This window comes from Eggerthella sp. 1_3_56FAA (assembly GCF_000185625.1).
Classification (GTDB): domain Bacteria; phylum Actinomycetota; class Coriobacteriia; order Coriobacteriales; family Eggerthellaceae; genus Eggerthella; species Eggerthella lenta.
Map to the genome: position 1 here is coordinate 777,139 of NZ_GL622579.1, position 17,549 is coordinate 794,687.

At 66.9% G+C, this 17,549-nt stretch carries 18 protein-coding genes; 2 read left to right on the forward strand and 16 right to left on the reverse strand.

What is annotated here, in order from left to right:
* Positions 1-151: 151 nt before the first annotated feature.
* The 16 genes from rpmE to HMPREF1023_RS03475 form a co-directional block, all read right to left on the reverse strand.
* Positions 152-613, reverse strand: coding sequence for a 50S ribosomal protein L31 (rpmE, locus tag HMPREF1023_RS03400; protein ID WP_009304752.1), 462 nt, complete (start codon positions 611-613; stop codon positions 152-154).
* Between the two features lie 108 nt (positions 614-721).
* Positions 722-1,627 (reverse strand): rhamnulose-1-phosphate aldolase, encoded by a 906-nt coding sequence (gene rhaD / locus HMPREF1023_RS03405; protein ID WP_009304753.1) that lies wholly within the window; start codon positions 1,625-1,627, stop codon positions 722-724.
* Between the two features lie 68 nt (positions 1,628-1,695).
* Complete coding sequence (gene pyk, locus HMPREF1023_RS03410) at positions 1,696-3,168, reverse strand: pyruvate kinase (protein WP_009304754.1); 1,473 nt, start codon at positions 3,166-3,168, stop codon at positions 1,696-1,698.
* 811 nt (positions 3,169-3,979) lie between these two features.
* Complete coding sequence (locus tag HMPREF1023_RS03415) at positions 3,980-4,360, reverse strand: desulfoferrodoxin family protein (RefSeq protein WP_009304755.1); 381 nt, start codon at positions 4,358-4,360, stop codon at positions 3,980-3,982.
* Between the two features lie 175 nt (positions 4,361-4,535).
* Positions 4,536-5,369 carry a prolipoprotein diacylglyceryl transferase gene (gene lgt, locus HMPREF1023_RS03420; protein ID WP_009304756.1) on the reverse strand — a complete coding sequence of 278 codons (834 nt, stop codon included), beginning with the start codon at positions 5,367-5,369 and terminating at the stop codon, positions 4,536-4,538.
* A gap of 92 nt (positions 5,370-5,461) precedes the next feature.
* On the reverse strand, positions 5,462-5,680 hold the full coding sequence (locus tag HMPREF1023_RS03425) for a hypothetical protein (protein WP_009304757.1): 219 nt from the start codon (positions 5,678-5,680) through the stop codon (positions 5,462-5,464).
* Between the two features lie 112 nt (positions 5,681-5,792).
* Entirely contained in the window at positions 5,793-6,389 is a 597-nt protein-coding gene (gene pdxT, locus HMPREF1023_RS03430) for a pyridoxal 5'-phosphate synthase glutaminase subunit PdxT (RefSeq protein ID WP_009304758.1), read from the reverse strand.
* A 181-nt stretch (positions 6,390-6,570) separates the two neighbouring features.
* Positions 6,571-7,461 (reverse strand): pyridoxal 5'-phosphate synthase lyase subunit PdxS, encoded by an 891-nt coding sequence (gene pdxS / locus HMPREF1023_RS03435; protein WP_009304759.1) that lies wholly within the window; start codon positions 7,459-7,461, stop codon positions 6,571-6,573.
* A 135-nt stretch (positions 7,462-7,596) separates the two neighbouring features.
* Entirely contained in the window at positions 7,597-7,887 is a 291-nt protein-coding gene (locus HMPREF1023_RS03440; protein WP_009304760.1) for a hypothetical protein, read from the reverse strand.
* Between the two features lie 33 nt (positions 7,888-7,920).
* Entirely contained in the window at positions 7,921-8,154 is a 234-nt protein-coding gene (locus HMPREF1023_RS03445) for a NifU family protein (RefSeq protein ID WP_009304761.1), read from the reverse strand.
* 59 nt (positions 8,155-8,213) lie between these two features.
* Positions 8,214-9,707: an LCP family protein gene (locus HMPREF1023_RS03450; RefSeq protein WP_009304762.1), complete on the reverse strand. Its 1,494-nt coding sequence runs from the start codon at positions 9,705-9,707 to the stop codon at positions 8,214-8,216.
* 9 nt (positions 9,708-9,716) lie between these two features.
* Complete coding sequence (gene murA, locus HMPREF1023_RS03455) at positions 9,717-11,006, reverse strand: UDP-N-acetylglucosamine 1-carboxyvinyltransferase (RefSeq protein WP_009304763.1); 1,290 nt, start codon at positions 11,004-11,006, stop codon at positions 9,717-9,719.
* Between the two features lie 348 nt (positions 11,007-11,354).
* Entirely contained in the window at positions 11,355-12,215 is an 861-nt protein-coding gene (gene tsf, locus HMPREF1023_RS03460) for a translation elongation factor Ts (RefSeq protein WP_009304764.1), read from the reverse strand.
* 111 nt (positions 12,216-12,326) lie between these two features.
* Positions 12,327-13,115 carry a 30S ribosomal protein S2 gene (gene rpsB, locus HMPREF1023_RS03465; protein WP_009608822.1) on the reverse strand — a complete coding sequence of 263 codons (789 nt, stop codon included), beginning with the start codon at positions 13,113-13,115 and terminating at the stop codon, positions 12,327-12,329.
* Positions 13,116-13,400: 285 nt separating this feature from the next.
* The gene (locus tag HMPREF1023_RS03470; RefSeq protein WP_009304766.1) at positions 13,401-14,165 is read right to left on the reverse strand and encodes a helix-turn-helix transcriptional regulator; all 765 of its coding nucleotides are present in this window, start codon (positions 14,163-14,165) and stop codon (positions 13,401-13,403) included.
* A 107-nt stretch (positions 14,166-14,272) separates the two neighbouring features.
* On the reverse strand, positions 14,273-15,682 hold the full coding sequence (locus tag HMPREF1023_RS03475) for an MFS transporter (protein ID WP_009304767.1): 1,410 nt from the start codon (positions 15,680-15,682) through the stop codon (positions 14,273-14,275).
* Between the two features lie 688 nt (positions 15,683-16,370).
* On the opposite strand from HMPREF1023_RS03475, the gene HMPREF1023_RS03480 reads away from it, so the two are divergent.
* Together HMPREF1023_RS03480 and HMPREF1023_RS03485 are read left to right on the forward strand one after the other, a co-directional pair.
* Positions 16,371-16,766 (forward strand): zinc ribbon domain-containing protein, encoded by a 396-nt coding sequence (locus tag HMPREF1023_RS03480; RefSeq protein WP_009304768.1) that lies wholly within the window; start codon positions 16,371-16,373, stop codon positions 16,764-16,766.
* Positions 16,745-17,548 carry a protein kinase family protein gene (locus tag HMPREF1023_RS03485; RefSeq protein ID WP_009304769.1) on the forward strand — a complete coding sequence of 268 codons (804 nt, stop codon included), beginning with the start codon at positions 16,745-16,747 and terminating at the stop codon, positions 17,546-17,548. Before HMPREF1023_RS03480 ends, HMPREF1023_RS03485 begins: the two co-directional genes overlap by 22 nt.
* Position 17,549 lies beyond the last annotated feature (1 nt).

Here is a 17,549-nt window from a genome sequence, read left to right on the forward strand (position 1 = left end):
GAAGCGGCCCCACCGATGCCGTTGTCGCCCGAAAGCCGCGCTTCGAGGGCGAAAACCACGGCTTTCGGGCGACAACGCGCGCGGATCGTCCCTGGACGCACGAACGGCCCGGTCATCGACCGGGCCGTTCGCTGTGCTTGCTGCAGAAGCGCTATTCGGCGGCAGGAGCCTCTTCGACGAGGGCGTCCACCGCGGCGGCTTCCTCGGCCGTAGCCTCGGGAGCGGTCTCGGCGGCAGCCTCAGCCTCGGCGGCCTTCTTAGCCTCGGCCTCGGACTTCTTGGCGAACTCCTCGGCGCGCTTGGCCTTCTCGGCGGCCTTCGCCTCGCGCTCGGCCTTCTTCTTGGCCTCGGCCTCGGCGATGGCGGCGGCACGCGCGGCCTTCTTGGCGGCCTCGCGCTCAGCAACGGTCTCCTTCGCGGCACCGAACTTGTCGGCGAAGCGCTGGACGCGTCCGCCGGTGTCGACGAAGCGCTGCTGGCCGGTGTAGAACGGATGGCACACGTTGCAGATGTCGATCTTCAGCTCAGGCTTCGTCGAACGGGTCTGGAACGTGTTGCCGCAGCTGCACTTGACCGTGCAGTCCACGTACTCCGGATGAATACCCTGTTTCATTATGGTTCTCCTTTACGGGCCTTGGTTTCCGACCAAGGCGAAGACAAGCCTTTGCACTATAGCACAGTCGACGCCGCAACGCACGCGTTTTCTCCGGAAATTCCCAACCTAAGCGAGGAACGCCTCGTTCACCGGAAGATGGTACGCCTCGGCGATGCCGCGCAGGCCCTCGTCGGGAATGGCGCTGGCGAACCGGTCGCTGCCGCCGTTCATCGCGCGCGCCTGCGCGTAGACGGTCGCGGCCTTGTCGATGGTCTGCGCCAACCCGAACGTCGAGTCGAAGTCGTTCCCAGCGCAGAACAGACCGTGGTGAGCCCAAACGCATGCGTCGTAGACGCGCATGGCGTCGGCCGTGGCGCTGGCGATCTCAGGGCCGCCCGGCACCATCCACGGCACTACTCCGATGCCCTTCGGAAACGCGATCATGGCCTCCATCAGCATCTTCCACAGCGCACGGGTGAACGTGCGCGCATCGAGCGGCAGCACGTTGGTCAGCGCCACCACGTTTGCGGGATGGGCGTGGTACAGCACCCGGCCCGTGCCGCCGGTCGCCTCCCTGCGTACCGACTGGATGGCTGCGTGGCTGGGGAACTCGCTCGTGGGCACGCCGCCGTTCTTGAAACCCCACACGATGCGCCACGCGTCGCCCGCGGCGTTGACCTCCACGATGCCCGCGCCCGTGTCGGGGTCCAGCGCCACGTTGCGCATGTGCGCTCCCGCGGCCGTCACCAGGAAGAACTCACCGCCCAGGTTGGCGACCTGCACGCCTAGCGGCACCCACGAGCTGGGATTGTCGTAGAAGAACGAGCGGCTGGATGCCACGTCCTCCGGCGCAAGCCGGTACGACGCGTTGCCGCCGTTGCTCTCATGCCATCCCTGGCTCGAGCCCTCGCTGCACAGACGAGCGAACCCTTTCACGAACGCCTGCTGCTCCACCGCCACGCCCGAGACGGCGCCCTTCGCCGCCGACACGCCGCGGTCGAGCACTTCCTGCGCATTGTCGAAGAAACCCATGGTCAACTCCTTATCCGAAGCCTATCGTCCGTTATCCGCCGCATACGGCCGGCACCGTCCGCCGCGGCCTATAGCCCGCCGTCGCCTTCGCCGGGACGTATCTGCACGACGTACATCACGTTGGTGGCGGCCGCCGCGCCGTCGCCCGGCTCGCCGATGGTGGGACTCGTGGAGGGATCGCCCGCCGTGAACACCGCCAGCTCGCCCGGTCGCACGAGCCCGTTCTCCAACACGGCGTCGTGCTCCTGCTCGACGACGTGGCGCATGTCGCCCTGCACATCGCCGAGCATGGGCGTCACGCCCCAGTTGAGCTGCTGCTGGCGCATGACGCGCGGAAACGGCGTGACCGCGAGGATGGGCACGCGCGGGCGCAGGTTCGACACGAGTCGCGCCGTGCGACCGGACATCGTAGGCGCGACGATGCAAGCGGCGCCCACGTTCTCGGCCGTCTGCACGGCGGCCAGCCCTACGGCCAGCGCCACGCGCGCCTTGTCGCGGCTGCGGTCGGGCGCGCGCTCGTCGAACAAGTAGGGCTCGCTCGACTCGGCGATGCGCGCCATCATGCGCACGGCCTCCACCGGGTAGCGCCCGCCGGCCGTCTCGCCCGACAGCATCACGGCATCGGTGCCGTCGTAGATGGCGTTCGCCACGTCGCCCACCTCGGCGCGCGTAGGACGCGGGTTGCGTATCATAGAGTCCAGCATCTGGGTTGCCGTGATCACCGGCTTCGACGCGCGGTTCGACGCGCGGATGATCTCCTTCTGGATGTGCGGCACCTTGTGAGCCGGCACCTCCACGCCCAAGTCGCCACGCGCCACCATCACGCCGTCGGCCGCTTCGATGATGTCCTCGAAGTTCTCCACCGCCTCGGCGCATTCGATCTTCGCGATCAAGCACACGCCCTCGCCGCCGTGCTCGTCGAGGAAACGCCGCAACTCGCGCACGCCCTCGGCGTTGCGCACGAACGAGGCCGCTACGAAGTCGACATCCTGATCGATGCCGAAGACGAGGTCGGCCCGATCCTGGTCGGTCATCACGGGCAGCGGCACGCTGGCGCCGGGGATGTTGACGGACTTGCGCTCGCCCAACAGCCCGCTGTTGCGCACCGTGCAGCGGATGTCCGAGCCTTCGACCGCCTCCACCCGAAGCTCGATGAGCCCGTCGTCCAGCAGGATGGGCTGGCCGGGCCCGACGACGCGCGCCAACCCCGCGCAGGTTTGCGAGACCAGCTGCGCCGTGCCGTCCACCACGCGCTCGGTGAGCACGAGGGAACCGCCCTCCCGCAGCTCCACGGGACGTCCGCCCGCAAGCGAGCCCGTGCGGATCTCGGGGCCGCGAGTATCCAGCAGGATGGCGCACGGCGAGCCGAGGTCGCGACGCACGCGTTTCAGCAGATCCATGCGCGCCCGGTGTTCGTCGTGCGAGCCGTGCGAGAAGTTGAAACGCGCCACGTCCATGCCTGCGGACAGCAGCCCGCGCAGGGCGGTCTCGTCGTCGACGGCAGGTCCCAGCGTGCAAACGATCTTCGTGCGTCTTGCCATGCTCCTCCTCGATCGCGCCCGTTCCATGGGATCCATCATACCGTGAAATCCCCGCGAGCCCCCGTCGCGCCACCCCAATCCGACGAGTCTGCACACAAGCGCGGCGTCTCCGAGCGGCAACGGGCTTCGAAGCCGCCTTCGGATCCTCGCGCGCTGCGCGAGATCCTTCGACTCGCTTGCGCGCGCCCAGGATGGCGAACGGAGATCCGCTAACTCAGGATGGCGGCATGCATGCTCTTCCCTTCCGAGCAGACGTCCCGACCGCACGCCTGGCGCATGACCTCCCGAGAAACGTCTCGCCCCAGGGATCGCACGCCCCGTCGGACGACCTCCCAAGCAGCTTGCAGACGCACGGAGGCTCCCCTGATGGCGAAAAAGCATCGAATTCGGAAGAAATCGAGCGCCCCGATGAGACCCTGCGCGCGGCGGCGAAAGAAGAGACGCCCGCGAACAGGAGCGATACAGGAGGAGGCCTCCCGACGAACCCGCAGCACCGTCGGGGACTTCCGAATTCGATGCTTTTTCGCCATCCGAGGAGCCGTCGGAAGCTCGGAGGCCATGGCGCGCGGGCGAGACGGATGCGGGGATGGGCCGCTCGGGCGGCAAGCGCGACGCATGGTGCGAACCCCGCGCAGCCGCGCCGCGCGGGCAAAACGCCAAACGCGACCGAACGAGTGCCTAAACGCCCATTCAGCACAAATGTTTCACGTGAAACATCCGCAGCGGTAACACGCGCGCCGACCGCAACGCAAACGAAAACGCCCGCCCCGCGAAGCGGGACGGGCGCGTCATGCGCGAAACGCAGGGCCGTCTACACCTCAGCGACCCAAAGGCCGTGCAGGTTGCAGTACTCGTACACCTTGAGAGCCTCATCGCCTTCGGCAATGGCGAAGTCGGCGACGGGAGCATCCTCCGGCGTCAGCTCGACGATCTGGTAGCCGTTCTTCGTGACCAGGCAGATGAACGTGATGTAGTGCTCCGGAGTCATGGGATGCAGCGTGCTGCCCACCTCGACGTGCACGTTCGAGCCGTCGACGCGCACCACGGGCACGTGCTTCTCGACCGCGGCATCGGTGGTATTGGCAGTGAGCTCGGTCATCTTCTCGCCACAGCACACCAGCGGCACGCCCGCGTCGAACGGCTTGATGGCGATGTTGCCGCAGTGCATGCACTTGTAGAACTTGAGATCCATGGGAAGTCCCCCTTCGTCGTCTGATAAAACTTGCAGCCAATATGATCTGTTGCCAGTTTAGCTTCGCCCGGCAAGCAAACCGTTACCGCAGGCAAGGTTGCCGCCGAACCGTAACCAATCGCACGGCTTAGCGAGTCGAAGCCTCGAGGAGCCGTGCGTTCGATTCCCTTATATGTTACTCAGATTGTTTCATTTCAGGAAGCCCTTTTTGGGGCTTTTTCACGACAAGCGCATAAACCAGCACGCCGGCGCCCACGAGGATCAGCGGCACCGATAACAGCTGCCCCATGGTAAGCCAGCCACCCCATAGATAGCCCAGCTGCGCGTCGGGCTCGCGCACAAACTCGACGAGGAAGCGGAAGCATCCGTACATGACGAGGAACGTGCCCAGAAACGTGCCGCGCGGACGCGGCGGCATGCGTCGCGACAGCAGATACAGCACGGCGAAGATGACGACGCCCTCGAGAAAGGCCTCGTAAAGCTGCGACGGATGGCGCGGCATCGTGCCCGCGGCGCCTCCGAACACCACGCCCCAGGCGGCGTCGGTGGGCGCGCCCCACAGCTCGCCGTTGATGAAGTTCGCGCAGCGGCCGAACAGCAGGCCCAGCGGCGCGCCGATGCAGCCGAGGTCGGCCAACGTGAGGTACGGGATACGAGTGAGCTTCGCAGCCGCGATGCCCGCCAAAAGCGCGCCTATAAGCCCGCCGTGGAAGCTCATACCGCCTTTGTTGAACGCGAGGATCTGCTCGGGATGCTGGAAATAGTACCCCTCGCCGTAGAACAGCACGTAACCCAGCCGTCCGCCCACGATGACGCCTATGATGACGCAGAACATGATGGTCAGCAGTGAATCCGCATCCACGCGCACGCGCCAGCGGCGCGCGACGCGCCAGATGACGAGGCCCGCGAAAACGAAGCCCAGCACGTAGGCGACGCCGTACCAGCGCACGGTGAACGGGCCGAACGCGAACAGGACGGGATCGATGGATTGGTAGATGTCGTTGAGCATGTCGTTCCTTCGCAGCCCGCGCGGCACGGGCATTCGGTTGTCGTTCGAACCGCATAGAAAAAAGTTCCGCCGGCACGATGCCGACGGAACCGCTACTCAAGGCCCATGCCGGCGCCCACTTCGAGGGCGGCGAACCGCACCTCCTCGTACAGCTGCGGCGGAATGGGCTGCATGCTGGACACGGTGGCTTTGCAGTGCGGGCAGCGCAGCGTGAACATCGCGAGATCGGCGCGCACCACCATCATGGACTCATAACGGCACACGTCCAAACCGACCGCCCCGCACGCAGGACAGGTCACGCCTTTGCTCATAGGTTCACGCTCCTCTCGCTTCGTCGCCCGCCTTCCTTCGTCTTCATTGTAGCAGAACTCGTCGAGCGCGCTCCCGCGATTGGAAACGCCCCGGCAACGCAGGAGAGGCTCCTCACGACCCGACGACGCGCTCCAGGAAGAAAGCATGCACGCGGGAATCGTCGGTGAGCTCGGGATGGAACGCCGCGGCCAGCGCGCGGCCTTCGCGGACGGCCAGCGGCTCGCCGTCCTCGGACGTGCTGAGCACCTCCACGCCCTCGCCGAGATCGGCGAAGCGCGGGGCGCGGATGAACACGCCCTTCACCGGGTCGCCCTCGATGCCCGCCCACGGCACCGTCGTCTCGAACGAGTCGATCTGCCGCCCATAGGCGTTGCGGCGGATACGCACGTCCATCAGCGCCAACGGCTCCTGGTCGGAGCGGGCCCCCTCGATGTCGCGCGCCATGAGTATAGCACCGGCGCACGTGCCGAACACGGCCATGCCGGCCGCATGCGCGGCGCGCAACGGCCCGTACATGCCGTGGATGGCCAGAAGCTTCGCGATGGCCGTGGACTCGCCGCCCGGGATCACCAGGCCGTCCAGCCTTTCCAGCTCGGATGGCCAGCGCACGAGGCGCGTGTCGGCCCCCAGGCCTTCCAGCATCCGCCGATGCTCCCGGAAGGCGCCCTGCAAGGCCAGGACGCCGATCGTCTTTCTCACAGGTTCCATTGACACCTCCCTGGTTGGCGTAGTAAGTCAGCGAGGGGCGCCGAGGCGCCCCGAATTCGTGGGATGGCGGAGGCGCCGCGTACTTCGGTACGCAAACCTTCGACATCGCGCGAAGGCGGGGCACCTCGGTGCGCCGCAGCGTCGAGCAGTTCCGGCGGCTGGCAAGCCGCCGGAACCCGCCTTACCAGCCGCGGCCGGCCATGAGCTCGTTCTCGGGAATGTCCGAGATCTCGATGCCCACCATGGCCTCGCCCAGATCGCGCGAGACGCGGGCGATGGTGTCGGGGTCGTCGTAGTTCGTCGTGGCCTCCACGATGGCCCGGGCGCGCTTGGCTGGATCGCCCGACTTGAAGATGCCGCTGCCCACGAACACGCCGTCGCAGCCCAGCTGCATCATCAGCGCCGCGTCGGCGGGCGTGGCGATGCCGCCGGCCGAGAAGTTCACCACGGGGAGGCACCCGTGCTCGGCCACCCACTTCACCAGCTCGTAGGGCGCCTGCAGGTCCTTCGCAGCCGTGAACAGCTGCTCGTCGCGCAGGCCCTTGATGCGGGCGATGTCGGTGGTCACGGTGCGCATGTGGCGCACGGCCTCCACCACGTTGCCCGTGCCCGGCTCGCCCTTCGTGCGGATCATGGCCGCGCCCTCGGCGATGCGGCGCAGAGCCTCGCCCAGGTTGCGCGCGCCGCACACGAACGGCACGTCGAAGTCCCATTTGTTCACATGGTACTCGTCGTCGGCCGGGGTGAGTACCTCGCTCTCGTCGATGAAGTCCACGCCCAGGCTCTGCAGCACCTGCGCCTCCACGAAATGCCCGATACGGCACTTCGCCATGACGGGGATGGACACGGCCTCCACGATGCCCTCGATCATGGTGGGGTCGCTCATGCGGGCCACGCCGCCGTGCGCGCGGATGTCGGCGGGAACGCGCTCCAGAGCCATGACGGCCACCGCGCCCGCGTCCTCGGCGATCTTCGCCTGCTCGGGGTTCACGACGTCCATGATGACGCCGCCCTTCATCATCTCCGCGAACCCGGTCTTCACCTTCAGCGTGCCGTGAGCCTGCTCTGCCATCGTCTCCCTTTCGTCGGTTCTTTGCTGGTATGGGGGTAGCGCGCGGCCGCGCAGATGTCCTGCACGGCCGCGGTTGCTCGCTGCGATTGTCGCGCGCTCCTCGCGGATGCGCGCGTTTCGAACCGGTTCGCCCTGCTAGAGCAGAAACCGGTTCGGATTGCCCTGCCTCGTGACTTCGCCAGTGCGCTCGGCCACGCCAGGGCCGTGCTCCAGGAAGTGCTCGCAGAAGCGACACACCTCCTTGACGGCCGCGTCGTAATCGCGCTCGGGATTCAGCAGCTTGTTGAAATCCTGGCACACCTCGTGCGTCGAGCGCGTGCATGCGGCGAAGCGGCAATCGGCAGGGCACGGCTCGCCCGGGATGTTGTGCGGGCAGCGCGACATCATCTCCTCGTCGCACCCGCGGCGTTCCCAACACTGCGCCATATCCGCCTCCTTCGCCTTCGAAATCGATCCGGTTTACAGGTCGGCCGGAACGACCTTCGTCACGCCGGGAACGCGCTCCTTGAGGATGCGCTCCACGCCGTTGGCCAGCGTCATCTGGGACATGGGGCAGCCCTTGCAGGCACCCTGCAGCTCCACCGACACCACGCCGTCCTCGTTCACGTCGACGAGGCGCACATCGCCGCCGTCCGCCTGCAGGCTGGGGCGGATGAGCTCGAGCACCGCCGCCACATCGTTCTTGTCTACCATGGTAAAGCTCCTTCGTTGAACTTGAACATCTTGCTTTCAGGTGCCGATTCTACCACAGTCTACGATGTGGGCTTCCAATCCTTGCCGAGAACCACCAACACGTCGGTATCGAACGTGTAGAAACCCGCCCCGGGCACCGTACGGCCCAGGCCGAGCGATGCCACCACGGTTTCCGCCGCCGCCTCGAACGCGTCGTCGTTGTACACGACGAGCGTCTCGTCGTAAACGTACGTGTCGGTGTTGCCCGTCTCGGTCACGTCGAAGCCGCGGTCTTTCAGCGCGTCGGCGATCTGGCCGGCTCCGCCCGTCACGCCCGAGCCGTTGCGTACGGTGATGGTGAAGCTGCCCGGATCCACCTGGGGCGCCGTTTGCTCCACCACGGGCTCGGAACCGGCCGCCACGAGCTCCATCATGCTCTTCCAGGCATCGGAAGACACCGCATACGAGCTCGCGCCATCGCGCGCGGTCTCGTAGCCGGGCACAAGCGCCCCGTACACCGAGGAAGAGTCCACACCGCGAAGCGCATCGGCGACGGAAAGCGCGGCCGCAGCCGAAAGGTCGGTCTGGAACGACCCTCCCACGTTGTCGAGCGTGGCGAGGAAGCTCAGCCGCCCTTCCCCCAGAAGGCGCAGCGACAGTGCCGTGAGCAGCTCGCGCTGGTTCGCCGCCTGGACTTCGAGGCCGTTCGAGAAGTTGCTGGCGCGCAAAAACGTGAGCGCCTGCGCGCCGTCGAGCGTCTGGGCGCCCGCCGGCAGGTAGGCATCGCCCGCGTTCGGGTCGTCCACCTCCTCGGCCACGTTCACCTCGACGCCGCCGAGGACGTCCACGAGGCGCACGATGGATTCGGCGTCGGTCTTCACGTAATGAGCCACGTTCACCCCTGCGAAGTCGGCCACGGCCGACACGAGCGCGGCATCGCCCTCCTGCGTCGAAGCCTCACGCAGCGGGTGCTTCTTGCCGTCCTTCAGCGATACCTGCAGCGTAGGCGGAATCGAGACGACGGTGACGGCGCGGGTCTCCTCGTCGACGCGCACCAGCGCGATGGCGTCGGGGCCGTCCGTCGCATTCGCCGAGCCCGGCGCATCGAGGTCGGCCGACACCACCGTGTAGAACGCCTTCGCATCGGCCTTGGGAGCAACGAGCGCCGACGCTGCATCGGAATCCTTGAGCCCGAGCTTCGCATCGAGCGACCCGAAGAACGTCGCCACGCCGACGGCGGCGGCGACGGCAACCGCCACGAGCAGGCAGACCGCGATCGCGACGATGCGGCGGATGCGCGCCTTACGTTGGATGTCCTGGGCGAATTCGCGACGGCTGACGCGACGGGCGTATTGCGACGAGCTCTCGCCCGACGATGTGACGGGCAGAATAGTTTCCACGATGCCGCGAGCCGCGCGCTTCCTTTTGCGCGGGCTGGAGAATCCCACCGCCTCGCCGTTCATATGACGCGACGAGCGTCGCGGCACATGGGTGCCGACCGTTGCCGACCTCATGCGATGCGACGTAAGTTTCGCACGAGCCTGCGTCAGGCCCTGCTTGCGTTTGTTGACCATGGGAGCTCGCTACCGGGACGTCTGGGCTTGCTCGGTTTCAGCGCGCACGACATCGGCGCCGAGAGCGCGCAGCTTGCCCACGTAGTCCTCGTAACCGCGATCGATATGGCCGATGTTGTGCACGCGAGTCTCGCCCTCCCCCGCAATGCCGGCCAGCACGAGAGCCGCCCCGGCGCGCAGATCGGTGGACGACACGTCGGCGCCCTGCAGCACGTCCACGCCGCGCACGAGGGCGTGATGGTCCTCGATGGCGATGTCCGCGCCCATGCGCATGAGCTCGCTGGCGAACATGAAACGGTTCTCGAACACGTTCTCGGTGATGACGGACATGCCGTCGGCGAACGCGGCCAGCAGCATGAACTGCGCCTGAAGGTCGGTGGGAAACCCGGGATGCGGCAGCGTCTGCAAGTCGATGGGAGCCAGCGGGCGCGTGCGGCCCACGGTGATCCAGTCGTCGCCCGTCTCCACGTCGCAGCCCATGGCGCGGAGCTTCATGAGCGCAACGCGCAGATACGACGGATCGATGCCGTGCACGGTGACGGGACCGCCCGTCAGCGCGCCTCCGGCCAGGAAGGTGCCGGCCTCGATGCGGTCGCCCACCGTCGTGTGCTCGCAAGGATGCAGCGAAGAAAGCGGCACGCCCTCGACCTCGATGATGTCCGAGCCCGCGCCTGTGACGCGCGTCCCCATGGACACGAGCATGTTCGCAAGATCCACGATCTCGGGTTCGCGCGCGGCGTTCTCTATGACCGTGGAGCCCTCGGCCGCCACGGCGGCCATGAGCAGGTTCTCGGTTGCTCCCACACTGGGGAAGTCGAGTACGACGTGCGCGCCGTGCAGCCCGTTGGGCGTGCTGGCCTCAAGGAAGCCGTGGTCGATGGAGAACTCCACGCCGATAGCCTCGAGGCCGACAAGATGCATGTCGATCTTGCGAGCGCCGATCTGACAGCCGCCCGGCATGGCCACGCGGGCGCATCCGAAGCGGCCAACGAGCGGGCCGAGCACCGAGATGCTCGCACGCATCTTCGACACCAGCTCGTAGGGGGTCTCGTGCTTGTCGACGGCGGAGGTGTCCACCGTCAGCGTATGGCCGTCGCGCTCCACCCGCGCGCCCAAACAGCGCAGCACGTCGGACATGATGCTGATATCCGAGATGAGCGGGACGTTATGGATGGTCGTTTCCCCCTGGCCCAGCAACGCGGCGGCGATCAGCTTGAGCGCCGAGTTCTTCGCGCCCGACACGGCGACGTCGCCGGCCAGCGTGTTGTTGCCCTGTACGATGATGATCTCTTCAGCCATGGAAGCATCCTCCGCGCCCGCGACGACGAGGGTCCGGGCGTTGGTTTCATTGGGTGGCGGACGCCGTCCGAGGCGCCCTTCGCGGTACCCACCATTATAAGAACAGGGAGGCTGCGCGCCCACCATCATCACAACGAAAGCAGAAGGGCCGATAGCTGCTGGTACCGAAACGAAGAACGCAGGTTGGCGCAGCAAGACAGCGAGAAGCCCCCTCGTGCCGATAGTCGGCTCGTTTCGCGGCTGAGCGTACTTCGGTACGCGAAGACAAGCGAAAAGAGCCGAGGATCGGTGCGAGGGGGCTTCGCAGCGTCGAGCGGTTCCGACGGCCGTCAGGCCGCCGGAACAAAACTATTCTCCCAGCACGAAGCGCTTGAAGTCGACGATCTTGATCTCGCCGCCCAGGTTCTTCGCAACCTCGGCCGTGTAGTCGTTCACGGACTGGTCGGGGTTCTTCACGAAGGCCTGCTCGGTCAGCGTGCTCTCCTTGAAGAACTTCTCCAGACGGCCGACGGCCATCTTCTCCTGGATGGCCTCGGGCTTGCCGGACTCGGCGGCCTGAGCCATGTAGATGGCCTTCTCGTGCTCGACGACGGCCGGGTCGACGGCCTCGCGGGTGGCGGCCACCGGAGCGGCGGCGGCAACCTGCATGGCCACGTCGCGGCCGTACTGCTTGAAGCCGTCGAACGCGGGGTCGATGCCCTCGACGTCGAACTGCACGAGCACGCCGATCTTGCCGCCGCCGTGGATGTAGGACGACACGGCGCCGCCCTCCACCACCGCGAAGCGGGCGAGCTGGATGTTCTCGCCCAGGGTGTGGATGGCGTCGGTGACAACGGCTTCCACCGTCTCGCCTTCGGCGTCGGCGGCCTTGAGGGCGTCGAGGTCGGCAGGCTTGGCGGCCAGGGCGGCCTTGGCGATCTTCTCGGCGTAGGCCTTGAACTTGTCGTTCATGCCCACGAAGTCGGTCTCGCAGTTCAGCTCGACGACCGCGCCGGACGTGGCGTCGTCGGAGACGATGGCCATGACGGTGCCTTCGTTGGTGGCACGGCCGGCCTTCTTGGCCACGGCGGCCAGACCGCGCGTGCGCAGCACGTCGACGGCCTTGTCCATGTCGCCGTCGGCTTCGACGAGCGCCTTCTTGCACTCCATCATGCCGGCGCCGGTCATTTCACGGAGTTCCTTGACCATGGAAGCGGTAACAGCAGCCACGTTGTTCCTTTCTCTCACGATGCCGCGGCCTTGGGACGCGGCGGGGTGTCGAGCGCCGCAGCGCGGGAAGGGCGCGACGGCGCGTTCAGTGCGGTAGATGCGCAGATCAGCTTATTCGGCGGCAGGGGCAGCGGCCTCGGCGGGCGCGGCCTCGGCGGCAGGGGCCTCCACGGCGGTAGCCTCGACGGCGACCTCGCCCATGTCGGCGGCGGTCACCGGCACGCCCACGCCGGCGATGACGGCGTCGGCGATGAAGTCAGCCAGCAGGCGGACCGAGCGGATGGCGTCGTCGTTGGCGGGGATGCCGAAATCGACGTCGTCCGGATCGCAGTTCGTATCGAGCGTGCCCACCACGGGGATGTCGAGACGACGGGACTCATGGATGGCGATGGCCTCGCGGTTCGTGTCGATCACGAACACGGCGTCGGGCGTGCGCTTCATGTTGCGGATGCCGTTGAGGTTCGTCTGCAGCTTGGACAGCTCCTTGTGCAGCAGGATCTGCTCCTTCTTGGGCAGCACGGCCATGCGGCCGTCGGCCTCCATGGCCTCCAGCTCCTCCATGCGGTTCACGCGGGAGCGGATGGTCACGAAGTTGGTCAGCATGCCGCCGAGCCAGCGAGCGTTCACGTAGGGCATGCCGCACTTGTTGGCAGCGTCGGCGACGGCCTCCTGGGCCTGCTTCTTCGTGCCCACGAACAGCACGGTGCCGCCCTTCTTGGCCAGCTCGGACACGAACGTGTACGCCTGGTCGAGGCCCACGAGCGTCTGCTTGAGGTCGATGATGTAGATGTCCCCGCGGCTGCCGAAGATGTACGGCTTCATCTTGGGGTTCCAACGGCGCGTCTGATGGCCGAAGTGGCTGCCCGCATCGAGCAGCGAAGTAATGCTGACTTTCGTCATGACTCTCTCCATTCGTTAGTCCTCTGCTTGCGGTCATCCCCGAGATCCGCAGCCTTTTTCAGTTGGCCACTAGCGGATCGGGTCGCGCAAGCATGCGTATTTAGAAACTGCAGAAGTATACCACGCCCCCAAGCGTTTGCAAGCGGAAAGCGCAAAAGGACGCAGTTGTGCGCGGTTGCCCACAACTGCGAGCGGATACGGCGAATTCGCGGCCGGCCGACGGCGGCGCCCACGTTCAAGCCGAAGACGAGCTGCGCAACGAGATCAGGCGTCAGTACGACGCCCTCAAAGGAGGGATTGGATCGTGAAATCGGGGGCGCCGTTGTAGAAGGACACGTCGACGCGGCGATCCATCATGACGGAGTGGACGAGCAGAGCGGCCGCGGCGGCGAAGCAAGCGAACAGCGCCAACGGCACGAACGAGAACATCTGAATCGATTGGAGCATGCCGGGCATGAACATGCCCAAGACGAGCAGCGCGACACCGCCGCCGACGCCCCGCATCTTCCGACGGCGCGCTTCCGCCTTCTCCTCCGGCGTGTAGCAGTCCTCGACCACCGGGTGCTCCTTGCGAAATGCCGCATGGCTGCGATACGCCGGAACGAAAAAGCACAGGCCGAGCGCGATCCCTACGAGGTGGACGACGATGTTCGCCGAAACCGTCGTGCTGTTGTAACCGCCGCCTGTCACGAACATCGCCACCCCGAAGCTCATGACGATCACCGCCACGCTCGCAGCGACATCCCACGCACGGCGGCGCATGTGCTCGTCGTAGCCGTCCTTATCGACAGGCATGGCTGCGGAGGCTGGCTCGGCCTCCACGATCGCCTCGCTCGCCGTCGCGCAGCCGGTTAAGTCGCCCCGTACGAGGTCGTCGAGCGAGCACTCGAACAGGTCGCACAGCTTGATGAGCTTGTCCATCTCGGGGTAGCTTTTCTCGGCTTCCCATTTTGCCACGGACTGGCGGCTCACGCCGAGCAGCGTCGCAAGCTGCGCCTGGCTCAAATCGCGCGTTCCGCGCAGATGCTGGAGGTTGTCTCGGAAGCTCATAGGATTCTCCTCTCGCTTGCCTTCTCCCTACAGCATGCACCGAAACCGCGGTTCCCTCAACCAACTTTCGGATGCTTTTCACGGTTTTTCTCGACAACCGGAAGTTGTCACCGCTGCTTACCGGCCGGTTTGCGCATGGCGCGGGCGTAGAAGAACGCGACGAGCAGCCCCGCCGCCGCGATGACGACGGCTATCGAGAGGGTGTGCTCGAACGCCGCGGCGTACGCCGACGCCTTCGCCGCGCCCGCCGCCGTGTCCCTGAGCACGTCGGCCGACAGCACGCCGACGAACAGCGACGAGCCGATGGCCGAGGCGATCTGCGCGGCCGTGGAGTTGATGGACGCGCCGGCGGAGTACGTCGCGGGCGGCAGCGTGCCGAGCGCCGCGGTCTTGGACGGCGCCACCACGAACCCGGCGCCCGCGTACACGGCCGCCGACGACAGGACGATCAGGATGGCGATCATGCTCTCGGCCGAGAAGAACGCCGCCGCCTGCCCGACGAGCACGAGCACGAGGCCCGCCGGTATGAGCGGCCACGCGCCGTGCCTGTCGAACACCCGGCCGCCCAGGAACGTGAACGCCGCGTTGACCAGCACGGGGCCTAGCAGCAGCAGGCCCGCGAAGAACGCCGTGTACCCCAACGCCCCCTCGTAGTACAGCGGCAGCAGGATGCTCATGGAGAACGACGTGAGCATGCCCACCATGACGAGCAGGATGCCCACGGCGAACCGCGGGTGGACGAGGGGGTGCAGGTCGAGCAGCGGGCTCTCCAACGCGAACTGCCGCCAGGCGAACAGGGCGAGCAGCACCGCGCCGACCGCGAGCGCCGCGAGGGAGGGAGCGAGATCGCGCGTGACCTCGCCCAAGCCGTACAGGAACGCGGCCAACCCGAGCGGCCCGAGCATCACGCTGAGCGCGTCGATGGGAACGCGCTTCGTCGAAGGGCCGCCGTGGATGCGGAAGAAGCCGACCGCGAGCAGCGCGACGGACATGGCGAGCGATACGACGAACATGGCGCGCCAGCCGAACTGCGTGAGCGCGAAGCCCGAGGCCGTCGGGCTGATGGCAAGGCCCACGGCGATGACGCCGCTGTTCAACGCGAGGCGCGTGCCGCGCACCGCGGCCGGCGAGTTCGTCATGATGACGCTCGTCACCGACGGGAAGAACAGGCCCGTGCCCACCGCCTGCACGAGGCGGCTGGCGAACAGCATCGGGAAGTCCTGCGAGAGCAGCGCGCACGCGCTGCCGAGCGCGAGCGCCCCCGCGCCGACGAAGAACACGCGCCTCAGCCCGAGGCGCCTCAGCATGAACGCCGACAGCATGATGGCCGTCGCCGCGACCACCATGTACCCCACGATCACCCAGTTCGCGATGGAGAGCGTGACGCCGAAGCGCTCCGCCAGCTCGGGCAGGGCGACGTTCATCATGCTCTGGCCGAACGAGGCCGTGAACGAGCACGCCAGCAGCACGGGCAGCATGCTCGCCACGCTTCCGCTTCGCTTCTTCGCGTTGCCCATCCGACCGCCCTTCCTCGTCCGTTTCCTCGTTGCGCCCGACGCGGCGCGGCGACGGACGCTTCAAGTGTAGCGGCGGGAAAGGCCGGCCCCGGAAGCGTTCCGAACACGCAACGCTCCGGTCATACAGCCGAAGGTCTGCCGTTCAACCACCATTGACGGGTATCTGGCTGCATACCAAGCGGCTCCTACGGGTACGCTCTAGCTTGGTGAAGAGGCTTGCGGACGGGTTGCCCCGAAGCAGAGCACACTGATCAACGGGTGAACGACGGTTCACGTCAATAGTGCCGCGGCACGCGAATCGTCGAGTTCTAACCAATTTTTTCGTTTTGCGTTCGTTCAGGGGTGCGTGTTGTCCCGTTTAGGGGACATGCTGACCCGCAGCGATCGAACATGAATCACGCGACCTGCGGAAACGTAAAAACCACTTTCGAGGATCGGTGTCCAAGGACGCTTCGAAGCGCCAAATCGCGCGCAAAACGAAAAAACTGGTTAGCATGGGCGAATTCGCATGCCCGGCTGTCATTGACAGATACCCGGTTGCATTGAGAGTTGGAGCTTGGGGACGGGCTTGGGGCAAGCGAAGCGGTGCCCCTTGGTTTTTTCCGGGAGTCGGCGGCAGAAGCGGCGGAGCCCGATCGCATCCGGTATCCTGGGGCGCAGCTACCCACCTGATCGAAAGGACCACCCGATGGGGCTCTTCTCCATGAGCGGTCGCAAAAAGCACCGCACCAACCAAGGCAGCGGCTACTATCAACCGCAAGGATTCATGGGCAAGCTCGGCGGCTTCGTGGGCTCGTTCAGCAGCTCGGACCGCAAGCGCTACGGCCACGGCTACCCCCAGCAGAACGCGCAGCCCATCCCCGGCCAGGCGCAGGCCGCGCCCCAAGCGCAGGCGCAGGCTCCGCGTGCCGCCTCGGCCGCAGGCTCGCTTTCCTGCCCGAAGTGCAGCGCGCAGGTGCCGGCGGGCTCCAAGTTCTGCCTCGAATGCGGCGAGAAGCTGGGCGGCGGGTTCTGCGCGCAGTGCGGCGCGACGCTGCCTCCCAGCGCGAAGTTCTGCCCCGAATGCGGCACGCCGCGCGGCTAGCGCGCTTCGCCACCGCGGCCGGCGACCGCAGGCTCGTCGGCCGCACGTTCGGCGCATGGCGGCTCGACGCCGTGCTGGGCCAAGGCCGGTTCGGCACGTGCTTTCGCGCCTCGCGCGCAAGCGGCGAGCCCCGCAGCGCGGCCCTCAAGCTGATCAAACCCGAGCAGGGGTCCCTCGACCGCGACGCCCTCTGGAACGAGGCGAAGGCGCTGTCGCTGTGCGCGCACCCCGCCGTCCCCCGCTGGCTCGGCATCGTGCGCGAGCGCGACGACGCGCGCGACCGCGGGCGCTGCTTCATGGCGCAAAGCCTCATGCCCGGCACCTCCCTCGACCGCCTGCTGTTCCGGCAACGGCGGTCGTTCGACCAAGCGGCGATCGCCTCCATCGGCCGCCAGGTCATCGACGCGCTCGCGCACCTGGAGGGCCGCGGCGTGGCGCACGGCGACGTGCGGCCGGCGAACCTGCTGATCGACGCCGAGGGAACGGTGTCGCTCGTCGACTTCGGGCTGGCCGGCTTCTTCGACCGGAACGCGGCGAGCCCGGCCGCGACCGCATCCGATCGCGCCGGGCTCGCCGACGTGCTGCTGTTCCTGCTGTACGCGAGCCCCGCCGCAGTGCGCAGCAGGCGGCACGCGAAGCTTCCCTGGTTCGACGACCTCGACCTCCCGGCTGCCCAGCGCTCCCTGCTGCTCGACCTGTTCTCGGACGAGCCCGCGCTGCACGGCTTCGCGTCGATCGGCGATGCCTTCGAGGAGGCGTTCGCAGCGCCGCCGACGGCCTGAC